This is a genomic window from Enterococcus sp. LX10, from assembly GCF_023539285.1.
Classification (GTDB): domain Bacteria; phylum Bacillota; class Bacilli; order Lactobacillales; family Enterococcaceae; genus Enterococcus; species Enterococcus faecalis.
The window spans coordinates 207,501-225,222 of record NZ_CP092784.1; the positions used below are offsets into that span (position 1 = coordinate 207,501).

Here is a 17,722-nt window from a genome sequence, read left to right on the forward strand (position 1 = left end):
TCCTTTAGCCGGCACCATTTTGCGGAAATAGCTCAGTGGTAGAGCACCACCTTGCCAAGGTGGGGGTCGCGGGTTCGAACCCCGTTTTCCGCTTAGCCAATTCATTACGCCGGGGTGGCGGAACTGGCAGACGCACAGGACTTAAAATCCTGCGGTGAGTGATCACCGTACCGGTTCGATTCCGGTCCTCGGCATTGTTTTATATTTAGCACCCATAGCTCAACTGGATAGAGTGTTTGACTACGAATCAAAAGGTTAGGGGTTCGACTCCCTTTGGGTGCATTAGTTATATACGGGAAGTAGCTCAGCTTGGTAGAGCACTTGGTTTGGGACCAAGGGGTCGCAGGTTCGAATCCTGTCTTCCCGATAATAATTTTCATGGGGCCTTAGCTCAGCTGGGAGAGCGCCTGCTTTGCACGCAGGAGGTCAGCGGTTCGATCCCGCTAGGCTCCATTCTTATTTAATATAAGAGTTTCGCGGTGTAGCTCAGCTGGCTAGAGCGTCCGGTTCATACCCGGGAGGTCGGGGGTTCGATCCCCTCCGCCGCGATTATACATTTGGAAGAGCCTGGACCTTTAGCTCAGTTGGTTAGAGCAGACGGCTCATAACCGTCCGGTCGTAGGTTCGAGTCCTACAAGGTCCATTGTGACGTTGTTTATAGTTTTATTTTTATCATGGAGGATTACCCAAGTCCGGCTGAAGGGAACGGTCTTGAAAACCGTCAGGCGGGTAAAACCGTGCAAGGGTTCGAATCCCTTATCCTCCTTTCTTAGGAATCAATTTTCCTTAGTCTAATTATCGCGGGGTGGAGCAGTCAGGTAGCTCGTCGGGCTCATAACCCGAAGGTCGTAGGTTCAAATCCTGCCCCCGCAATTGCTTTTGATTTCAAAAGCACATAAAAAGAAAAGTATGGTTTGGTAGTTCAGCTGGTTAGAATGCCTGCCTGTCACGCAGGAGGTCGCGGGTTCGAGTCCCGTCCAGACCGCCATGCGGGTGTAGTTTAGTGGTAAAACCACAGCCTTCCAAGCTGTTGTCGCGAGTTCGATTCTCGTCACCCGCTTTTCTTTTTGGGCCTATAGCTCAGCTGGTTAGAGCGCACGCCTGATAAGCGTGAGGTCGATGGTTCGAGTCCATTTAGGCCCATAATTTTATAAAATGGCCCGTTGGTCAAGCGGTTAAGACACCGCCCTTTCACGGCGGTAACACGGGTTCGAGTCCCGTACGGGTCATAGTTTTGTTACGGAGGATTACCCAAGTCCGGCTGAAGGGAACGGTCTTGAAAACCGTCAGGCGGGTAAAACCGTGCAAGGGTTCGAATCCCTTATCCTCCTTTCTTAGGAATCAATTTTCCTTGGTCTAATTATCGCGGGGTGGAGCAGTCAGGTAGCTCGTCGGGCTCATAACCCGAAGGTCGTAGGTTCAAATCCTGCCCCCGCAATTGCTTTTATTTTTTAAAGCATACATTTGCATAAAGCAAAAACGAATTGGTTTGGTAGTTCAGCTGGTTAGAATGCCTGCCTGTCACGCAGGAGGTCGCGGGTTCGAGTCCCGTCCAGACCGTTTTTGGCTCGGTAGCTCAGTTGGTAGAGCAATGGATTGAAGCTCCATGTGTCGGCAGTTCGATTCTGTCCCGCGCCATCCAAGAAAAATTTGCGGGTGTAGTTTAGTGGTAAAACCACAGCCTTCCAAGCTGTTGTCGCGAGTTCGATTCTCGTCACCCGCTTTTTTCTTATTTGGGGCCTATAGCTCAGCTGGTTAGAGCGCACGCCTGATAAGCGTGAGGTCGATGGTTCGAGTCCATTTAGGCCCATTTATTTCTTGGGGAAGTACTCAAGTGGCTGAAGAGGCGCCCCTGCTAAGGGTGTAGGTCGGGAAACCGGCGCGAGGGTTCAAATCCCTCCTTCTCCGTTTTTTCTTTTTAATGGCCCGTTGGTCAAGCGGTTAAGACACCGCCCTTTCACGGCGGTAACACGGGTTCGAGTCCCGTACGGGTCATAGTGAAGCATACAAACATTGTTTGTATGCTTTTTTTATTTTTATTACAAAAAAATGTCGTTGAAAGCGTTGACATTTGTTGTAAATATGTTATTCTTTGGATGTAGGGATAAGTAAATAGATGGATAGTGATTGTTTAAAGACAAGCTAAACCTAATTTTTTCATGAAGCGACAGATGTGTCGTTCTTTTTGAAGAAATTGGGTTTTTCTTTTTTCAACGAAACACAAAGGAGGTGGGGCATTGATTATTCACAAAATTTTGAACAATAATGTGGTTATTACATTAGATGATGATAAACGAGAGCAAATTGTTATGGGCAAAGGAATTGCTTTTAAGAAACGCATTGGGGATTGGGTTCCTGATGAAAGTATCGATCAAGTTTTTTATTTAGCCAATCAAGAAACATCACTTAAGTTTCAAGAATTGTTAGGAAATATTCCTTTAGAGATGATGAAACTCTCGGATGACATTATTGTTTATGCAAAATCAACGTTGAAAAAGAGTTTGAATGATACCATTTATATTTCTCTGACGGATCATTTGTACACAGCTTTAGAAAGAAAAAAACAAGGAATTGCAATTAAGAATTTATTATTATGGGATATTAAACGTTTTTTTCCTGAAGAGTACGAAGTAGGAGTAAATGCTTTAAAAATGGTACAAAAGCGCGTAGGAATGGAATTGTCAACGGATGAGGCAGGTTTTATCGCATTGCACTTGGTGAATGCGGAGATGGAGGAAGAAGTCGGTAATATTTACGAATTGACAAAGTTGATGCAAGAGATTACAAATATCGTCAAATACTATTTTAAGGTAAGTTTTGATGAAGACTCTGTTTACTTTTATCGATTTAGCACACATTTAAAATTTTTCTGTTATCGCTTATTACACCAACGTGAAGTTGTCGAAAATGATGATGAAGAACTGTATGCGGTAATTAAAAAGAAATATCTCAACGCCTATCGTTGCGTGGAAAAGATCAGCTTGTATTTAAATGAGAACTATGACTATCAAGTTTCAAATGAAGAACGCTTGTACCTAACGATTCACATTGCACGAATTGTACAAACAACGGAACAATAAACGCACCACTTTGGATAGTGACATTCAGTTGGCTAAACCTTCAAATGAAAATAAATTTTTGGAGGAAAAAAAGATGGGAAAATATCATGAACTAGCAGAAAAAATTGTAAAAAATGTCGGTGGGCAAGAGAATATTAATAGTTTGACACATTGTATCACACGTCTTCGCTTCAAATTAAAAGATGAGAGTCAAGCGAATGATGATGTCTTAAAAAATATGGACGGTGTGGTAACTGTTATGAAAAGCGGTGGACAATATCAAGTCGTTATTGGGAACCATGTTCCAGCCGTTTACGAAGAAGTAGTTAGTATTGCAGGCTTGTCAGGAGAACGTGAAGAAGAAGCTTCCAGTGGGAATTTATTTGATCGCTTAATAGATATTTTAAGTGGTTGTTTCCAACCCTTTTTAGGGGCGTTAGCAGCGGCTGGGATGGTTAAAGGGTTAAATGCCTTATTGGTTTTCTTAAAGCTCTATACGGCTACGTCAGGGACTTATACCATGTTAAATGGGATTGGCGATGCAATTTTCTACTTTATGCCAGTTATTTTAGGTTATACAGCAGCTAAAAAATTCCGGTTGCATCCAATGGTAGGGATCGTGATTGGCGCAGCTTTATGTTACCCAACGATTCAAGGAAGTGCATTACAAACGGCCTTTGAAACAACAGCGGGTGCCGGAGCCGCAGCACCGTATAATTTATTCGGCTTACCTGCCTATAATACATTTATGGGGATTCCTTGGGTCGGTGCGAACTATACAAGTAGTGTCGTACCAATCATCTTCATTATTGCTTTTGCGGCACAAGTTCAAAAAGTGTTTAAACGTATTATTCCAGAAGTTGTTCAAACGTTCTTAGTACCGTTTTTTGTCTTGTTGATTGCCTTACCAATTGGTTTCTTAGTAATTGGGCCAATCGTTAGCATGCTAACGGATTTATTAAGCGCTGGCTTTACAGCATTAATGAGTTTCTCACCAGCTTTGTATGGTTTGATTCTTGGTTTCTTCTGGCAAGTCTTAGTTATTTTTGGTTTACATTGGAGCGTTGTGCCATTAGCTATTATGCAAGTGACACAAGAAGGTTCAAGCCAAGTATTAACGGGATCATTTGCAGCTAGTTTTGCGCAAACAGCGGTTGTTTTAGCGATGTTCTTCAAATTGAAAGATAAAAAGTTAAAAGCTTTGTGTCCGCCAGCAATTATCTCTGGTATTTTTGGTGTAACAGAGCCAGCGATTTATGGAATCACTTTACCGAAAAAATGGCCATTTATTTATTCAATGATTGGTGGCGCTGTCGGTGGTTTATATTTGATGATCAACAATGTGACAGCTTATACAATGGGTGGTTTAGGAATTTTCGGTGTGCTAAACTTTATCAATGGTGATGATGCAAGTGGGATGATTCAGTCCTTTATTGCAATTGCCATTGCAGCGGTCGTTGGTTTTGGTCTAACATTCTTCTTCTGGAAAGACAATACAGTTGAGGAAGAAGAAGTGATTATTGATAAAACAACGATTAAAAAAGAAAATATTACAAGTCCAGTCAAAGGACGAGTGTTATCTTTAAAAAATGCAGAGGATCCTGCTTTTGCAAATGGAGCTTTAGGAAATGGGGTCGTGATTGAACCAACGGAAGGTAAAGTGGTTGCACCCTTTGATGGAACGATTGTCACACTATTCCCAACAAAACATGCATTAGGTTTGATTTCAGATAACGGCACAGAATTATTGATTCATATTGGGATTGATACAGTTCAATTAGAAGGTGAAGGCTTTGAAGCTTTTGTAAAACAAGGTGACCGCGTGAAAAAAGGTCAAACATTAGTAACCTTTGATTTAGAAGGAATTAAAAAAGCTGGGTTTAGTACACAAATCCCAATCGTTGTGACGAATACAGCGGATTATTTAGATATTTTGGAAGTCGGCAGTAATGAAGTTTCAACAAGCGATGATTTGCTGACCGCTTTAATATAAAAAGATGTGGAGGAAGAGAATTTATGGCATTTAGAAAAGACTTTTTATGGGGTGGCGCAACAGCAGCCAATCAATGTGAAGGTGGCTATAACGAAGGTGGACGCGGTCTGGCAAACGTCGATTTAGCGCCAACTGGTCCAGATCGTTTTCCAGTAATCACTGGTGAAAAGAAAATGTTTAACTTTGATGAGGAACATTTCTATCCTGCACAAGAGGCGATTGATATGTATCATCGCTATAAAGAAGATATCGCCTTGTTTGGTGAAATGGGTTTTAAAACATACCGTTTATCCATTGCTTGGAGTCGAATTTTTCCAATGGGAGATGAAACAGAGCCGAATGAAGAAGGCTTGAAGTTCTATGAAGACTTATTCAAAGAATGTCATAAATATGGGATTGAGCCACTAGTAACGATTACACACTTTGACTGTCCAATGCACTTAGTGGAAGAATATGGCGCTTGGCGTAGTCGTAAGTTAGTAGGTTTCTATGAAAATCTTTGCCGTGTAATTTTCAACCGATATAAAGGATTAGTCAAGTATTGGTTAACATTTAACGAAATTAATATGATTTTACATGCACCATTTATGGGAGCAGGTCTATACTTTGAAGAAGGCGAAAACAAAGAACAAGTGAAATACCAAGCGGCCCATCATGAACTACTAGCAAGTGCAATTGCGACAAAAATTGCTCATGAGGTAGATCCTGAAAACCAAGTAGGTTGTATGTTAGCGGCTGGTTCCAACTACGCTTATACTTGCAAACCAGAAGATGTTTTCGCTGCTCGACAAGCAGATCGTGAAAATTATTTCTTTATTGATGTCCAATCACGTGGGGAATACCCTGCGTATGCTTTAAAAGAAATGGCACGTAAAGGTATTCAAATTGAAATGGAAGAAGGCGACGAAGAACTTTTAAAAGAACATACGGTGGACTTCATTTCGTTCTCTTATTATTCTTCTCGTGTCACATCAACAGATCCAGAAATTAATGAACAAACAGCTGGTAACATCTTTGCCTCTGTGAAAAATCCTTATTTAAAAGCCAGTGAATGGGGTTGGCAAATTGATCCGCTTGGTTTGAGAATTACGATGAATGATTTATATGATCGTTATCAAAAACCACTATTCATTGTTGAAAATGGCTTAGGAGCGGTAGACACACCAGACGAAAATGGTTATGTAGTCGATGATTATCGTATCGATTATTTGGCGGCGCATATTCAAGCGATGAAAGATGCCGTTGAACAAGATGGTGTCGACTTGTTAGGCTATACGACTTGGGGCTGTATTGATTTAGTATCAGCTGGAACTGGTGAAATGAAAAAACGCTATGGCTTTATCTATGTGGATCGCGATAACGAAGGAAATGGTACGTTAAAACGAAGCAAGAAAAAATCGTTTGATTGGTACAAAAAAGTAATCGCAACAAATGGTGAAGATTTAAGTAATTAATAAAATTAGCAACTATTAAAGGGCGTTTGACGTTGGCAGAAAAAACAAGGACTCTTCTGCCAGCCTCAATTCCCTTGATGGTTTCTTTGTTATGCCTAAAAACAGAGGGAAAGAGGGATTTTATGGGATTTCCAGAAAATTTTTTATGGGGCGGCGCAACAGCTGCTAACCAATATGAAGGTGGCTACCTTTCAGGAGGCAAAGGTCTGAGTACATTAGATGCAATTACTGGTGGTAGTCAAACAGAACCGCGACGGATTACGTATTTAACTAAAGAGGGCCAAAAAGCTTCGTGTACGCGCGATCAAGCATTGCCCGAAGGAGCGATTGGCTATATCGATGAAGAGTTATACTATCCTAGCCATGTAGCGACGGACTTTTACCATCATTACGAAGAAGATATCGCCTTATTTGCAGAAATGGGTTTCAAATGTTTTCGGCTGTCTATCGCCTGGAGCCGGATTTGCCCAAATGGAACAAAAGAGATTAATGAAGAAGGCTTAGCCTTTTATGATAAAGTTTTTGATACTTTGCTGCGCCATGGAATTGAGCCTGTTGTGACGATTAACCATTTTGATATTCCGATGTATTTGGCCGATGAATATGATGGTTGGAAAAATCGTGAAGTGATTGATTTCTTTGTTTTCTTTTGCGAAACCATTTTTACACGTTACCAGGATAAAGTGAAGTATTGGATGACTTTTAATGAAATTAATTTTTTAAGAAGTTGGACGCAAATTGGGATTCACAATAATGATAAACAAAGTAAATATCAAGCGGCACATCATCTATTTGTAGCAAGTGCGAAAGCAGTTGAATTAGGACATTCCATCAATCCAGATTTCCAGATTGGTATGATGGTGGCTTATATCCCAAGTTATCCTTTGTCCTGCAAACCTGAGGACGTGATGGCAGCTGTTCAATTTAACCGAGAGCAAGAATTTTATATGGATGTCCAGGCTAAGGGATATTATCCAGCGCATAAGCTCAAAGAATTTGAGCGTGAAGGAATGACAATTCAAATGGAGTCAGAGGATTTAGCGATTATTCAAAAAGGAACAGTTGATTATATCGGGTTTAGTTATTATATGTCGACCGTTTCGACTGCTTATCCCGAAGAAGTAAAATATGTCGGAGGCAACCAAATGCCTGCGGTTAAAAATCCTTATTTGCAAGAATCTGAATGGGGCTGGGCTGTCGATCCTTTAGGATTAAGAATTTCATTGTGTCAGTTGTCAGATCGTTACAATATGCCATTGTTTGTGGTTGAAAACGGGTTTGGCGCGGTGGACACATTGCAAGAGGATGGCTCGATTGTCGACGATTACCGCATTGATTATTTTAAACAACATATTGAAGCCATGAGAACCGCAGTAGAAGAAGACGGGGTTAACTTAATTGGTTATACGCCATGGGGTTGTATTGACTTAGTTTCAGCAGGGACTGGCGAAATGAAAAAACGTTACGGCTTTATCTATGTAGACATGGATGACGAAGGTCAGGGAACCTTGAAACGAACTAAGAAAAAATCATTTAATTGGTACAAACAAGTTATCGCTAGTAATGGTGAAAACTTAACAACTGAGTAGAAAATGAGGGGAAATAAAAAATGAAAAAACGATTGACGATTGTGGGGATGCTTTTTCTGGCCATTTTAGTAATGGTTGGTTGTGGTAAAAATCAGCAAGCAACGACAAAAGAAAAAGAGACAAAAACTGAAGAACTAACTCTTTACATTGTGCGCCATGGAAAAACCATGTTAAATACGACGGACCGAGTACAAGGATGGTCAGATGCGGTCTTAACACCAGAAGGTGAAAAAGTTGTGACAGCAACTGGGATTGGTTTGAAAGATGTTGCCTTTCAAAATGCATATAGTAGTGATAGTGGCCGCGCCTTGCAAACTGCTCAACTTATTTTAGATCAAAATAAAGCAGGCAAAGACCTTGAAGTCGTGCGTGACCCAGATTTACGTGAATTTAATTTTGGTAGCTATGAAGGGGATTTAAACAAGACAATGTGGCAGGATATTGCTGATGATCAAGGTGTTTCCTTAGAAGAATTTATGAAAAACATGACCCCTGAATCTTTTGCCAACAGTGTAGCTAAACTGGATCAACAGCGCGAGGAAAGCAAGAATAACTGGCCTGCAGAAGACTATGCTACAATTACCAAACGTTTGAAAAAAGGCTTAGATAAAATTGTTGCCACAGAATCAGCCAATCCTGGGAATGGCAATGTTTTAGTGGTCTCTCATGGCTTGAGTATTTCAGCGTTGTTAGCAACTTTATTTGATGATTTTAAAGTCCCAGAAGGCGGTTTGAAGAATGCTAGTGTTACAACGATTCATTACAAAAATGGCGAGTATACTTTGGATAAAGTCAATGATGTCAGCTACTTAGAAGCAGGCAAAAAAGAATCAAAATAATCTAAGGCGTCGAGAAACAGTTTATTTAGGAGTTGGTGGAGCAAGAAAAGGGTTGCTCCACCAACTCCTATTGTTGTGTTCTTTTTTTATTAAAGGTAGAATCAGAAAGAAGAATTTTTTCATTGGGAGGAAATAAGATGAAAAATAGAACAAAATCACGCTGGAAAAAAATTGTCCTAGGACTTGGGCTTTTTTTAGTAATCTTAGTCATCGGCCTGACTATTTTTATTAAAAATAGTACGTATCAAGCAACCGATTCGGCCTTAAAAATAAGTCAAAGTGCCACGCAAGAAAAAAACTATGATTATTACACAAACGGGCAAAAAAATGATACAGCACTGATTTTTTATCCAGGTGCATTGGTTGCGCCCGCTAGTTATAGTGAATGGGCGCAAGAAGTTGCTACGAAAGGTTACGATGTCTATGTTGTTCATTTTCCTTTGAATTTAGCGGTTCTTGCACCAAATGCTGCAGAACAAATTATAAAGGATCATCCACAACAAAACTTCGTTTTGGCTGGGCATTCTCTGGGTGGTGTGATGGCTAGTCGTTTTGTAGCGGAAAATGAGCAACGAATCAAAGGCATGATTTATTTAGCCAGCTATCCTGACGAAAAAGGTGCACTAAACAAGCAAAATCTGCCGGTTCTGTCAATAACAGCCACAAACGATGGTGTTTTAAATTGGACTAGCTACCAAAAAGCCAAACAGTTTTTGCCAAAAGATACGCAGTATGTATCTATCAAAGGTGGTAATCATGCAGGGTTTGGTAATTACGGTGTCCAAAAAGGAGATAACAAAGCGACAATTTCTAACGAGCAACAGCAAACAGAAATCAGTCAATTGATTGTAGCGTGGCTACAATCACGCCCCAATAAATAATCCGATGAGCCGAAATGTTATTTTTTCGGCTCATTTTTACTGCGATAAACAGAGGGGGTTACGCCTGTTTCTTTTTTAAAAGTGGTGGCAAAATATGCTGCGGTTTGGAAGCCAACTTTTTTCGCGATTTGTTGAATCGTAAGGGGTGAATGGAGAAGCAATTCTTGGGCTTGCCTAATTCGGACACTTGTTAAATAAGCTAATGGGGTTTGTTTCGTCTGTTCCTTAAAGGTTCGCTGCAAATGAAAGGGACTACCGTGGCAGGCTTGCGCTAAATAGTCTAAACTTAAAGGTTCCGCTGAATGCCGATCAATAAATTGCTTAATTTGAGCAACCCATTCCTCGTTAGGAACGACTTGCCCGGTTGGTTGACATCTTTTACATGGACGAAAACCAAGTGTTAAAGCTTCCTGAGCCGTTTTGAAAATCAGAACGTGGTTCTTGTTGGGCACACGGGAAGGGCACGAAGGACGACAAAAAATTTTAGTTGTGGTCACACCATAAAAAAATCACCATCAAATTGCGTATTATTATTTTGAATGGCTTCCCAACGTTTCTGAGTAAGTCGATACGTTGTTTTCATTGTAAGCACACCTCCCGTTTTCTTCATTGTAAAAGAATCCCTAATAAAAACAAGTAAAAAGTGATAGGAGCGCAAGATTTTGAAAGCCAAAAGAATTATAATGAAGATAAGAAAACACGAGAAAGAAGTGTAGACATATGGTAAAAAAGATTTATTATGCGCAACAAGAATGGCAGAAAGATCACTATTATCTTGGTGTGACAGACGCTGGACTAGCTTTTGTAGGTTCAGCCAATCAATCGATAGAAGAGCTGAAAAACTGGTACCCTCAAGCACAATTAGAAGCTTCTGAAAAGAAAACTGCGCCTTATAAAGAAGCATTAATAAGTTATCTTAACCAACATTCGACAACGTTTGCTTATCCCATAGACATCGAAGGAACACCATTTCAAAAAGAAGTTTGGCAGGCGTTGCAAGAAATACCTTATGGTGAGACAATGACCTATCAAGAAATTTCAGAAAAAATTGGGCGTCCACGTGCGGTTCGAGCAGTTGGCACAGCGATTGGGAAAAATCCTTTATTAATGGTCATTCCTTGCCATCGAGTCATCGGCAGCAAGGGACAATTAACCGGTTACCGTGGTGGTTTAGCAATGAAACAAGCATTATTAACATTTGAACAGTCTTAAAAGGAGGCGGCGATGAACAACTATCAATGGTATACAGAACAATGGGGAAAACCTACAAGAGAGGATGATTTGCTGTTTTTATTGTTGACGGTGGGTGTTTTTCAAGTTGGTTTAAGTTGGAAAGCAGCAGCAGGGAAAAAAGTAGCATTCATGAAAAATTTTTGCCAAATGAAGCCGGAAAAAGTTGCCGCGCTGTTGCCTGACGAAGTCGATCGAATAGTAGCTGATCCAGATATGATTCGCAATCGGCGCAAAATTGAAGCAACCATTAAAAATGCGCAAGCAATTTTAAAAGTACAAGAAGAATTTGGCAGTTTTGCCAATTATCTATGGCAATTTGTAAAAAACGTCCCCGTTTTATCTATTTATGAAGAAGCATACCAAGTCCCACGCACACAGCTTTTGTCAGATAACGTAGCAAAAGACTTAAAAAAAAGAGGATTTTCTTTTGTAGGTCCGATTGTCACCAATATGTTTCTGAAAGCTAGTGGGATTATCCAAGTGGAAATTTTAAATCCAGAATAAAGGAGTGTTAGGATGTTTGAAAATGAATCTCTTAGTTTTGAAGAAAAAATAATTATTCAAGCAGCAGAGCGTTATGTTCAACAAGAATTAGCCAACGAAGCAAGTGGCCATGACTGGTGGCATATTTATCGGGTGACACAATTAGCAAAAACAATTGCAGAGAAAGAACAAGCAAATTTATTTTTATGTATATTAACAGCATTGTTACATGATATTGGCGATGAAAAATTTAACGAAAGTGAAGAGGCTGGCTTGCTAAAGGTGCAACAATGGTTGGAAGCGAATGACGTATCAACAGAGCAAACGAATCACATCCTTTCTATTATTGCTAATATGTCCTTTAAAGGAGGAAATACTGGGAAAACAGTCACTACATTAGAAGGAAAAGTGGTCCAGGATGCGGATCGATTAGATGCCATCGGCGCGATTGGAATTGCACGGGTGATGGCTTATTCGGGAAATAAAGGCCGTCTAATTCACGATCCCCACAAACAACCTCGTGAACAGTTAACCCAAGAAGAATACCGGAATGGGGAAGATACTGCCATTATGCATTTTTATGAGAAACTTTTAAAGTTAAAGGAACAAATGAATACAAATTATGGTCGCTTATTGGCGGAAAAGCGTCATCAATTTATGGAACTTTATCTGGAGGAATTTTATCAAGAGTGGGATGGACACCGATAAATGAGGGCCAACTAAAACAGTCAGTACATTTCTTTTTGAATTTTAAGAGAACTCTTTTTTACAAATACCTCAGAAGTGGTAAAATGATGGATGAATAAACGGGTGGTTTATCTTAGTTTTACGTTACATATAGGAGGTAATTATGGAGACAAAAAAATCGAGTGGCATGTTTGCAGTTATTGCCGCACTGATTGCGAATATTTTAGTAGCGATTAGTAAATTTGTTGGTTTTGCTTTAAGTGGTAGTACCGCTATGATGAATGAAAGTATCCACAGTGTCGTGGACTGTAGTAATCAGGTATTATTACTTTTTGGGAATAAGCGCGCTTCTCGTGGACAAAGTGCGTTACATCAATTTGGAGAAGGCCGTGCAAAATACTTTTTTAGTACAATTGTTGCAACGATGCTCTTTTTTGGTGGGGGTGCGTTAGGCGTAATGGAGGCTATTCAGAAGTTACTGCATCCCTCTCATGAAGTAGAAAATGTGACTATTGTCATTGGTATTTTAATTTTTGGTTTGCTTGTGGAAGGTAGCTCGTTGCGTGTAGCGATGAAAGAAATCAAAGAATTGAATACAGAGAAGTTATCGCTCTTAAAATTTTTGCGAGAAAGTCGTCACAGTGAAATTTTAATTATTTTTACGGAAGACTTTTGTGCGGTTATTGGTTTGTGTTTAGCTTTGGTGGGGACCCTTTTAACGATGGTAACTGGGATTGCTGCATTTGATGCTATCAGTGGTTTACTGATTGGTTTACTATTAATGTGTGCAGCCATTTTCTTAGCGAAAGAATTTTATAGTTTGATTATAGGCGAAAGTGTGACCGCTACAGATTTAGCAAAAATTAAAACCGCATTTGATCGGGCGGATGTTGAAAAACTAATTGATGTAAAAACCGTTCATTTAGGCCCAACTGAAATTTTAGTAGCGGCAAAAATTGATGTGGTAGAACCAATGGAAGAAGATGCACCTGATGTTGTGAATGCGATTGAACGAGACATTCGCAGTAAAATGCCTGATAAAAAAATCTATATCTATATTGAAGTTGACGATTATGATGTGAATTACGTTCGTAAATAACAAATGAAAGAATAACTTTAAAAAACAATATGGGGGAAGAAACGATGCAAGAGGCAATTATAACAAGTACAGTAGATTTAACCAGTGGTGGTTGCAACGCCTGTGGTTTAGTGGAAGATACCGTCTACACATTAGCAATGAATGGAGTGGACATTCCGTTAGATGGCTTGACTGTTGCTCATCTAGTTTCTGCTGTTGTTGCCAGAAATGGATTTAAACAGGAGCTGCAAATGGATATGCTAGATGACGAATATATCCTTTATCGAAAAGAAGGCACAGCAGTAACCTTTAAAGAAACGTACAATCATTTAAGCTACGATAACGGTTCTGAAAAAATCCAATCTAAAAATAAACTGGAAGATTTACCAAAACTTTTTGAACAAGTCAATCAAATCCTAACAACTGTTTTTGGAATTGAAACTGTCAATTTTATTATAGAATAAAGTACAAAATAGAACAGAAATTGGACAATCAATGAGTGAAAGAGATTGTCCAATCTCTGTTTTTTAATGTATAAATAGAAAATAAAGACAAAAAATGATTAAGTTAAGTGAACGCCTTTATCGACATAAATGATGTCACCGACCACACCACTAGCTAGTTCACTGACTAAAAAGGCACAAGTGTTTCCGACTTCTTCAATGGTTACACCTGTTTTATCTGGTGTCCGCTCATTAGAAATACTAATCAATTGATCGTAGTCTTTTACACCAGTCACAGCCAATGTTTTAATCGCTCCTGCGGAGATTCCATTGACACGAATTTTATCTGCAGCTAATTCAAAAGCTAAATATTTCACGGCAGTTTCTAAAGAAGCTTTAGCAATCCCCATCATATTGTAGTTAGGAATCGCACGTTCGGAACCTAAATACGTCAATGTGACAATTCCTGAACCAGGATTTAACAAAGGTTTCGCATAATGAGTGACTGCTAAAAGAGAGTAGCTACTAATATCTTGTGCTAATAGGAAACCATCACGAGTGATGTCACTAACGTTTCCAGACAATTCTTCTTTTTTGGCAAAAGCAATCGCATGGACTAGTCCATCGATTGTGCCCACTTCGTTTTTAATTGTTTCAAAGGCTGCTTGAATGGACGCATCAGAAGCAACATCGCACTCCACCAACAAATCATTTTCATCTGCTAATTTAACTACTTGCTTTTTCATGCGTTCGTTTTGATACGTATAAATAACATTGGCCCCTTGATCTTTTAATGCTTTTGCACAGCCCCAAGCAATACTTTTTTTGTTGGCAACACCCATTACGACGACATTCTTATTTTGTAAAAACATATAAAATCTCCTTTAATAAAAAATTTTTGTTGATAGAATAGGCTTTTCTTCATCAAAATGTAAAAGTTACATTTATTGAGTTGACGAATAAAATTTCAACTGGTATTATCTGTGTGAGAATGATAACAAAATCTTCTCAATTTTCTAATCTTGAAAAAAACAGACATTTTTCCTGATGTCTGAATTATTAACCAAAATACTTTGAAAGTCAAACTATTTTTCTTGTTTTTTAAGAAAAAGTGCTGGAAACCGCATGAAATAATAGTTTGATAATCAAAATAAACTCGGAGGTACAGTATGAAAAGAGTGGTCATAACCGGCATGGGAGCCGTAACACCATTAGGCAATACCGTAAAAGAATTTTGGCATAATCTAGTGGATGGCAAGCTAGGAATTGGCAAAATCACTAAATTTGATTCTGAAGATACTGGGGTAGCTTTGGCTGGCGAAGTGAAAGAGTTTGACCCAAGTGCTGTTTTAGAACGCAAAGAGCAAAAAAGAATGGACTTATTTTCTCAATATGGCTTGGTGGCTGCTTTAGAAGCGTGGGAAATGAGTGGTTTAACAGAAGCAACGATTGACCCGACTCGTTTAGGTGTGATTGTCGGTAGTGGGATCGGCGGGATGACTACCTTACAAGACCAAGTACGGGTAATGGATAAAAAAGGCGCAAAACGCGTAACACCATTTTTCGTGCCTATGGTAATTGCTAATATGGCAGCGGGAAATATTTCGATTCGTCTAGGTGCAAAAGGACCTTCTCAAACTATCGTGACTGCTTGTGCTTCTGCGACGAATGCGATTGGTGAAGCTTTTCGCACGATTAAATATGGTTTAGCGGACATGATGGTAACTGGTGGCACAGAAGCCACAGTATGTGAAATTGGGATTGCCGGTTTTGCGGCATTGAATGCTTTAAATACAACAGAAGATGCGACTCGGGCTTCGATTCCTTTTGATAAAGAACGAAAAGGTTTTGTGATGGGTGAAGGCGCAGGAATGCTGGTTTTAGAAGAACTCGAGCATGCACAGAAACGTGGCGCAACTATCTACGGCGAAATTGTTGGATATGGCAGCAACTGTGATGCTAGCCACATGACCGCTCCTTTAAAAGACGGTAGTGGCGCGGCGGCTGCGATGGAAATGGCGATTGCGGAAGCAGGGATTACGCCGGAACAAATTGGGTATATCAATGCTCATGGTACGTCAACCCCAGCGAATGACGCTGCGGAAACAACGGCCATCAAACGTGTCTTTGGTGAGCGAGCATCGCAAATTCCAATTTCAAGTACAAAGAGTATGACTGGACATTTATTGGGCGCGGCTGGCGGTATCGAAGCGATCGCTTGTGTGCAAACATTGCAAGAAGGAAAAGCTCATCCGACAGTAGGCTACCAAGTAGCTGATCCAGATTGTGATTTAGATTATGTCACAGAAGGTGCACGTGACATTACAGCGGACTATACAATTAGTAATTCGTTTGGCTTTGGTGGCCATAATGGTGTAATTTGCTTGAAGAAATGGGAGGAAAACTAGTATGAAAAAAGTAATGACTGCAACAGAAATTATGGAAATGATTCCTAATCGCTATCCGATTTGTTATATTGATTATGTGGATGAAATTATTCCAAATGAAAAGATTATTGCAACAAAAAATGTGACAATTAACGAAGAATTTTTCCAAGGACATTTCCCTGGAAATCCAACAATGCCAGGCGTTTTGATTATTGAAGCATTGGCACAAGTAGGTTCGATTTTAATCTTAAAAATGGATCAATTTGAAGGTGAAACGGCCTATATTGGCGGTATCAACAAGGCCAAATTCCGTCAAAAAGTGGTCCCTGGTGATGTCTTGAAATTACATTTTGAAATCGTCAAATTACGTGACTTTGTCGGCATCGGCAAAGCGACTGCTTACGTGGAAGATAAAAAGGTCTGCGAATGTGAATTGACGTTTATTGTGGGACGATAAGAATCAATCAATTTTGGATACGTTAGTTTCCCTAAGAAAAGGAATAAGTCATATTGGCTTATTCCTTTTTAAATTTATATAAATAACACTAACGCAAAAAAACATGCTATAATCATAAAAAGCTTATGTGAAGGTGGTAAGCTTATGAGTAAAACAATTTACAGGAGGGTTTTTCTTTTGGATATTTCAGTAGAGTTTTCGGGACATAAATTGGCGAATGTGTTAATGAACGCATCAGGCATTCATTGTATGACAATTAAGGAAATGGATGAGTTAGCGGCTTCTCAAGCAGGTGCTTTTGTCGCTAAGACAGCAACACCTAATCCTCGTCAGGGCAATGAGGAGCCTCGGTATTTTGATACACCATTAGGAAGTATTAACTCAATGGGCTTGCCTAATTTAGGGATTGATTATTATTTAGATTATCAGATTGCACGTCAAAAGGAATTTCCTGAGGAGTTACGCTTTTTATCTGTATCTGGTATGAATTATGAGGAAAATATCGCTATTTTAAAAAAAGTGCAAGAAAGTGAATACACAGGAGTGACAGAATTTAATTTGTCTTGTCCCAATTTACCTGGTAAACCGCAAATTGCTTATGATTTTGAATTAACAGAAAAGCTTTTAACAGAAGTTTTTCAATTTTTTACTAAACCATTAGGTGTAAAATTACCCCCATTTTTTGATATTGCACATTTTGACGCAATGGCTGAAATTTTAAATAAATTCCCTTTAGTATACGTGAATAGTATTAATAGCATCGGTAATGGTTTATATATTGACAGTGACAAGGAAGAAGTGGTCATTAAACCAAAAGGAGGCTTCGGTGGACTGGGCGGCGAATATGTCAAACCAACAGCGTTAGCCAATGTTCGTGCGTTTGCGCAACGTTTGAAACCAGAAATCAAAATTATTGGAACGGGCGGTATTACATGCGGAAAGGATGTTTTTGAGCATCTTTTATGTGGTGCGACATTAGTACAAGTTGGCACACAATTGCATCAAGAAGGTCCACAAGTTTTTGAGCGTCTAGCCAAAGAATTACAAGAAATCATGGCAGCAAAAGGTTATGAAAGTATTGAAGAATTTCGTGGGAAATTGAAAGAGATGTAACAAAAAAACGTCAAGAAAATTTCTTG

15 protein-coding genes, 22 tRNA genes and 1 pseudogene (1 of these 38 running past the window's edge) are annotated in these 17,722 nt (G+C 39.5%); 36 read left to right on the forward strand and 2 right to left on the reverse strand.

The window, feature by feature from the left end:
* From MKZ30_RS00995 to MKZ30_RS01130, 28 genes are all read left to right on the forward strand, one after another.
* Positions 1-17 (forward strand) — tRNA-Thr (locus MKZ30_RS00995) (it extends 59 nt beyond the left edge of the window).
* Between the two features lie 4 nt (positions 18-21).
* Positions 22-93, forward strand: a tRNA-Gly gene (locus tag MKZ30_RS01000).
* Positions 94-108: 15 nt separating this feature from the next.
* Positions 109-194 (forward strand) — tRNA-Leu (locus tag MKZ30_RS01005).
* 14 nt (positions 195-208) lie between these two features.
* Positions 209-282, forward strand: a tRNA-Arg gene (locus MKZ30_RS01010).
* A gap of 11 nt (positions 283-293) precedes the next feature.
* Positions 294-367, forward strand: a tRNA-Pro gene (locus MKZ30_RS01015).
* Between the two features lie 13 nt (positions 368-380).
* Positions 381-453 (forward strand) — tRNA-Ala (locus tag MKZ30_RS01020).
* Positions 454-475: 22 nt separating this feature from the next.
* A tRNA-Met gene (locus tag MKZ30_RS01025) sits at positions 476-549 on the forward strand.
* 20 nt (positions 550-569) lie between these two features.
* A tRNA-Ile gene (locus tag MKZ30_RS01030) sits at positions 570-643 on the forward strand.
* A gap of 33 nt (positions 644-676) precedes the next feature.
* Positions 677-766, forward strand: a tRNA-Ser gene (locus MKZ30_RS01035).
* A 33-nt stretch (positions 767-799) separates the two neighbouring features.
* Positions 800-873, forward strand: a tRNA-Met gene (locus MKZ30_RS01040).
* Positions 874-911: 38 nt separating this feature from the next.
* Positions 912-988, forward strand: a tRNA-Asp gene (locus tag MKZ30_RS01045).
* Between the two features lies 1 nt (position 989).
* Positions 990-1,060, forward strand: a tRNA-Gly gene (locus MKZ30_RS01050).
* A gap of 9 nt (positions 1,061-1,069) precedes the next feature.
* Positions 1,070-1,143, forward strand: a tRNA-Ile gene (locus tag MKZ30_RS01055).
* 14 nt (positions 1,144-1,157) lie between these two features.
* Positions 1,158-1,229, forward strand: a tRNA-Glu gene (locus MKZ30_RS01060).
* A gap of 12 nt (positions 1,230-1,241) precedes the next feature.
* Positions 1,242-1,331: transfer RNA gene (locus MKZ30_RS01065), tRNA-Ser, on the forward strand.
* A 33-nt stretch (positions 1,332-1,364) separates the two neighbouring features.
* Positions 1,365-1,438: transfer RNA gene (locus tag MKZ30_RS01070), tRNA-Met, on the forward strand.
* Positions 1,439-1,486: 48 nt separating this feature from the next.
* A tRNA-Asp gene (locus tag MKZ30_RS01075) sits at positions 1,487-1,560 on the forward strand.
* A gap of 5 nt (positions 1,561-1,565) precedes the next feature.
* Positions 1,566-1,638: transfer RNA gene (locus tag MKZ30_RS01080), tRNA-Phe, on the forward strand.
* 14 nt (positions 1,639-1,652) lie between these two features.
* Positions 1,653-1,723 (forward strand) — tRNA-Gly (locus MKZ30_RS01085).
* Positions 1,724-1,736: 13 nt separating this feature from the next.
* Positions 1,737-1,810, forward strand: a tRNA-Ile gene (locus tag MKZ30_RS01090).
* Positions 1,811-1,820: 10 nt separating this feature from the next.
* Positions 1,821-1,908 (forward strand) — tRNA-Ser (locus MKZ30_RS01095).
* 15 nt (positions 1,909-1,923) lie between these two features.
* Positions 1,924-1,995: transfer RNA gene (locus MKZ30_RS01100), tRNA-Glu, on the forward strand.
* A 242-nt stretch (positions 1,996-2,237) separates the two neighbouring features.
* Positions 2,238-3,080 (forward strand): BglG family transcription antiterminator LicT, encoded by an 843-nt coding sequence (gene licT, locus MKZ30_RS01105; RefSeq protein ID WP_002355181.1) that lies wholly within the window; start codon positions 2,238-2,240, stop codon positions 3,078-3,080.
* 73 nt (positions 3,081-3,153) lie between these two features.
* Positions 3,154-5,052 (forward strand): beta-glucoside-specific PTS transporter subunit IIABC, encoded by a 1,899-nt coding sequence (locus MKZ30_RS01110; protein ID WP_002358327.1) that lies wholly within the window; start codon positions 3,154-3,156, stop codon positions 5,050-5,052.
* A gap of 23 nt (positions 5,053-5,075) precedes the next feature.
* Positions 5,076-6,506, forward strand: coding sequence for a 6-phospho-beta-glucosidase (locus MKZ30_RS01115; protein WP_002355183.1), 1,431 nt, complete (start codon positions 5,076-5,078; stop codon positions 6,504-6,506).
* Between the two features lie 122 nt (positions 6,507-6,628).
* Complete coding sequence (locus MKZ30_RS01120; protein WP_002373156.1) at positions 6,629-8,095, forward strand: glycoside hydrolase family 1 protein; 1,467 nt, start codon at positions 6,629-6,631, stop codon at positions 8,093-8,095.
* Positions 8,096-8,115: 20 nt separating this feature from the next.
* A complete protein-coding gene (locus MKZ30_RS01125; RefSeq protein WP_033601152.1) occupies positions 8,116-8,934 on the forward strand; it encodes a histidine phosphatase family protein in 819 nt (272 codons plus the stop codon).
* A 137-nt stretch (positions 8,935-9,071) separates the two neighbouring features.
* Positions 9,072-9,815, forward strand: coding sequence for an alpha/beta hydrolase (locus tag MKZ30_RS01130; RefSeq protein WP_002383919.1), 744 nt, complete (start codon positions 9,072-9,074; stop codon positions 9,813-9,815).
* 17 nt (positions 9,816-9,832) lie between these two features.
* Here the strand turns inward: MKZ30_RS01130 and MKZ30_RS01135 are convergent.
* A pseudogene (locus tag MKZ30_RS01135) lies at positions 9,833-10,425 on the reverse strand (bifunctional transcriptional activator/DNA repair enzyme AdaA).
* A gap of 110 nt (positions 10,426-10,535) precedes the next feature.
* On the opposite strand from MKZ30_RS01135, the gene MKZ30_RS01140 reads away from it, so the two are divergent.
* The 5 genes from MKZ30_RS01140 (at position 10,536) to MKZ30_RS01160 (ending at position 13,760) form a co-directional block, all read left to right on the forward strand.
* Positions 10,536-11,027, forward strand: coding sequence for a methylated-DNA--[protein]-cysteine S-methyltransferase (locus tag MKZ30_RS01140; protein ID WP_002383917.1), 492 nt, complete (start codon positions 10,536-10,538; stop codon positions 11,025-11,027).
* A 12-nt stretch (positions 11,028-11,039) separates the two neighbouring features.
* Complete coding sequence (locus MKZ30_RS01145; protein WP_002355189.1) at positions 11,040-11,552, forward strand: DNA-3-methyladenine glycosylase I; 513 nt, start codon at positions 11,040-11,042, stop codon at positions 11,550-11,552.
* 12 nt (positions 11,553-11,564) lie between these two features.
* Positions 11,565-12,239 (forward strand): HD domain-containing protein, encoded by a 675-nt coding sequence (locus tag MKZ30_RS01150; protein ID WP_002408651.1) that lies wholly within the window; start codon positions 11,565-11,567, stop codon positions 12,237-12,239.
* A gap of 142 nt (positions 12,240-12,381) precedes the next feature.
* Complete coding sequence (locus tag MKZ30_RS01155; RefSeq protein WP_016614499.1) at positions 12,382-13,317, forward strand: cation diffusion facilitator family transporter; 936 nt, start codon at positions 12,382-12,384, stop codon at positions 13,315-13,317.
* Positions 13,318-13,346: 29 nt separating this feature from the next.
* Positions 13,347-13,760, forward strand: coding sequence for a DUF4809 family protein (locus MKZ30_RS01160; protein WP_016614498.1), 414 nt, complete (start codon positions 13,347-13,349; stop codon positions 13,758-13,760).
* 98 nt (positions 13,761-13,858) lie between these two features.
* On the opposite strand, the gene fabI is transcribed toward MKZ30_RS01160, so the two are convergent.
* Positions 13,859-14,611, reverse strand: coding sequence for an enoyl-ACP reductase FabI (gene fabI, locus MKZ30_RS01165; RefSeq protein WP_002358338.1), 753 nt, complete (start codon positions 14,609-14,611; stop codon positions 13,859-13,861).
* Positions 14,612-14,908: 297 nt separating this feature from the next.
* Between fabI and fabF the strand changes: the two genes are divergently transcribed.
* The 3 genes from fabF to MKZ30_RS01180 all read left to right on the forward strand — a co-directional run bounded on the left by fabF (position 14,909) and on the right by MKZ30_RS01180 (position 17,696).
* A complete protein-coding gene (fabF, locus tag MKZ30_RS01170; protein ID WP_002358339.1) occupies positions 14,909-16,147 on the forward strand; it encodes a beta-ketoacyl-ACP synthase II in 1,239 nt (412 codons plus the stop codon).
* A gap of 1 nt (position 16,148) precedes the next feature.
* Entirely contained in the window at positions 16,149-16,583 is a 435-nt protein-coding gene (fabZ, locus tag MKZ30_RS01175; RefSeq protein WP_002355197.1) for a 3-hydroxyacyl-ACP dehydratase FabZ, read from the forward strand.
* A gap of 144 nt (positions 16,584-16,727) precedes the next feature.
* A complete protein-coding gene (locus tag MKZ30_RS01180; protein WP_002386045.1) occupies positions 16,728-17,696 on the forward strand; it encodes a dihydroorotate oxidase in 969 nt (322 codons plus the stop codon).
* Positions 17,697-17,722 lie beyond the last annotated feature (26 nt).

Coding starts and splice junctions, on each gene's coding strand:
- MKZ30_RS01110 (WP_002358327.1), top strand. CDS start 3,154: ATGGGAAAATATCATGAACTAGCAGAAAAAATTGTAAAAAATGTCGGT.
- MKZ30_RS01115 (WP_002355183.1), top strand. CDS start 5,076: ATGGCATTTAGAAAAGACTTTTTATGGGGTGGCGCAACAGCAGCCAAT.
- MKZ30_RS01120 (WP_002373156.1), top strand. CDS start 6,629: ATGGGATTTCCAGAAAATTTTTTATGGGGCGGCGCAACAGCTGCTAAC.
- MKZ30_RS01125 (WP_033601152.1), top strand. CDS start 8,116: ATGAAAAAACGATTGACGATTGTGGGGATGCTTTTTCTGGCCATTTTA.
- MKZ30_RS01130 (WP_002383919.1), top strand. CDS start 9,072: ATGAAAAATAGAACAAAATCACGCTGGAAAAAAATTGTCCTAGGACTT.
- MKZ30_RS01140 (WP_002383917.1), top strand. CDS start 10,536: ATGGTAAAAAAGATTTATTATGCGCAACAAGAATGGCAGAAAGATCAC.
- MKZ30_RS01145 (WP_002355189.1), top strand. CDS start 11,040: ATGAACAACTATCAATGGTATACAGAACAATGGGGAAAACCTACAAGA.
- MKZ30_RS01150 (WP_002408651.1), top strand. CDS start 11,565: ATGTTTGAAAATGAATCTCTTAGTTTTGAAGAAAAAATAATTATTCAA.
- MKZ30_RS01155 (WP_016614499.1), top strand. CDS start 12,382: ATGGAGACAAAAAAATCGAGTGGCATGTTTGCAGTTATTGCCGCACTG.
- MKZ30_RS01160 (WP_016614498.1), top strand. CDS start 13,347: ATGGGGGAAGAAACGATGCAAGAGGCAATTATAACAAGTACAGTAGAT.
- fabI (WP_002358338.1), bottom strand. CDS start 14,611: ATGTTTTTACAAAATAAGAATGTCGTCGTAATGGGTGTTGCCAACAAA.
- fabF (WP_002358339.1), top strand. CDS start 14,909: ATGAAAAGAGTGGTCATAACCGGCATGGGAGCCGTAACACCATTAGGC.
- fabZ (WP_002355197.1), top strand. CDS start 16,149: ATGAAAAAAGTAATGACTGCAACAGAAATTATGGAAATGATTCCTAAT.
- MKZ30_RS01180 (WP_002386045.1), top strand. CDS start 16,728: ATGAGTAAAACAATTTACAGGAGGGTTTTTCTTTTGGATATTTCAGTA.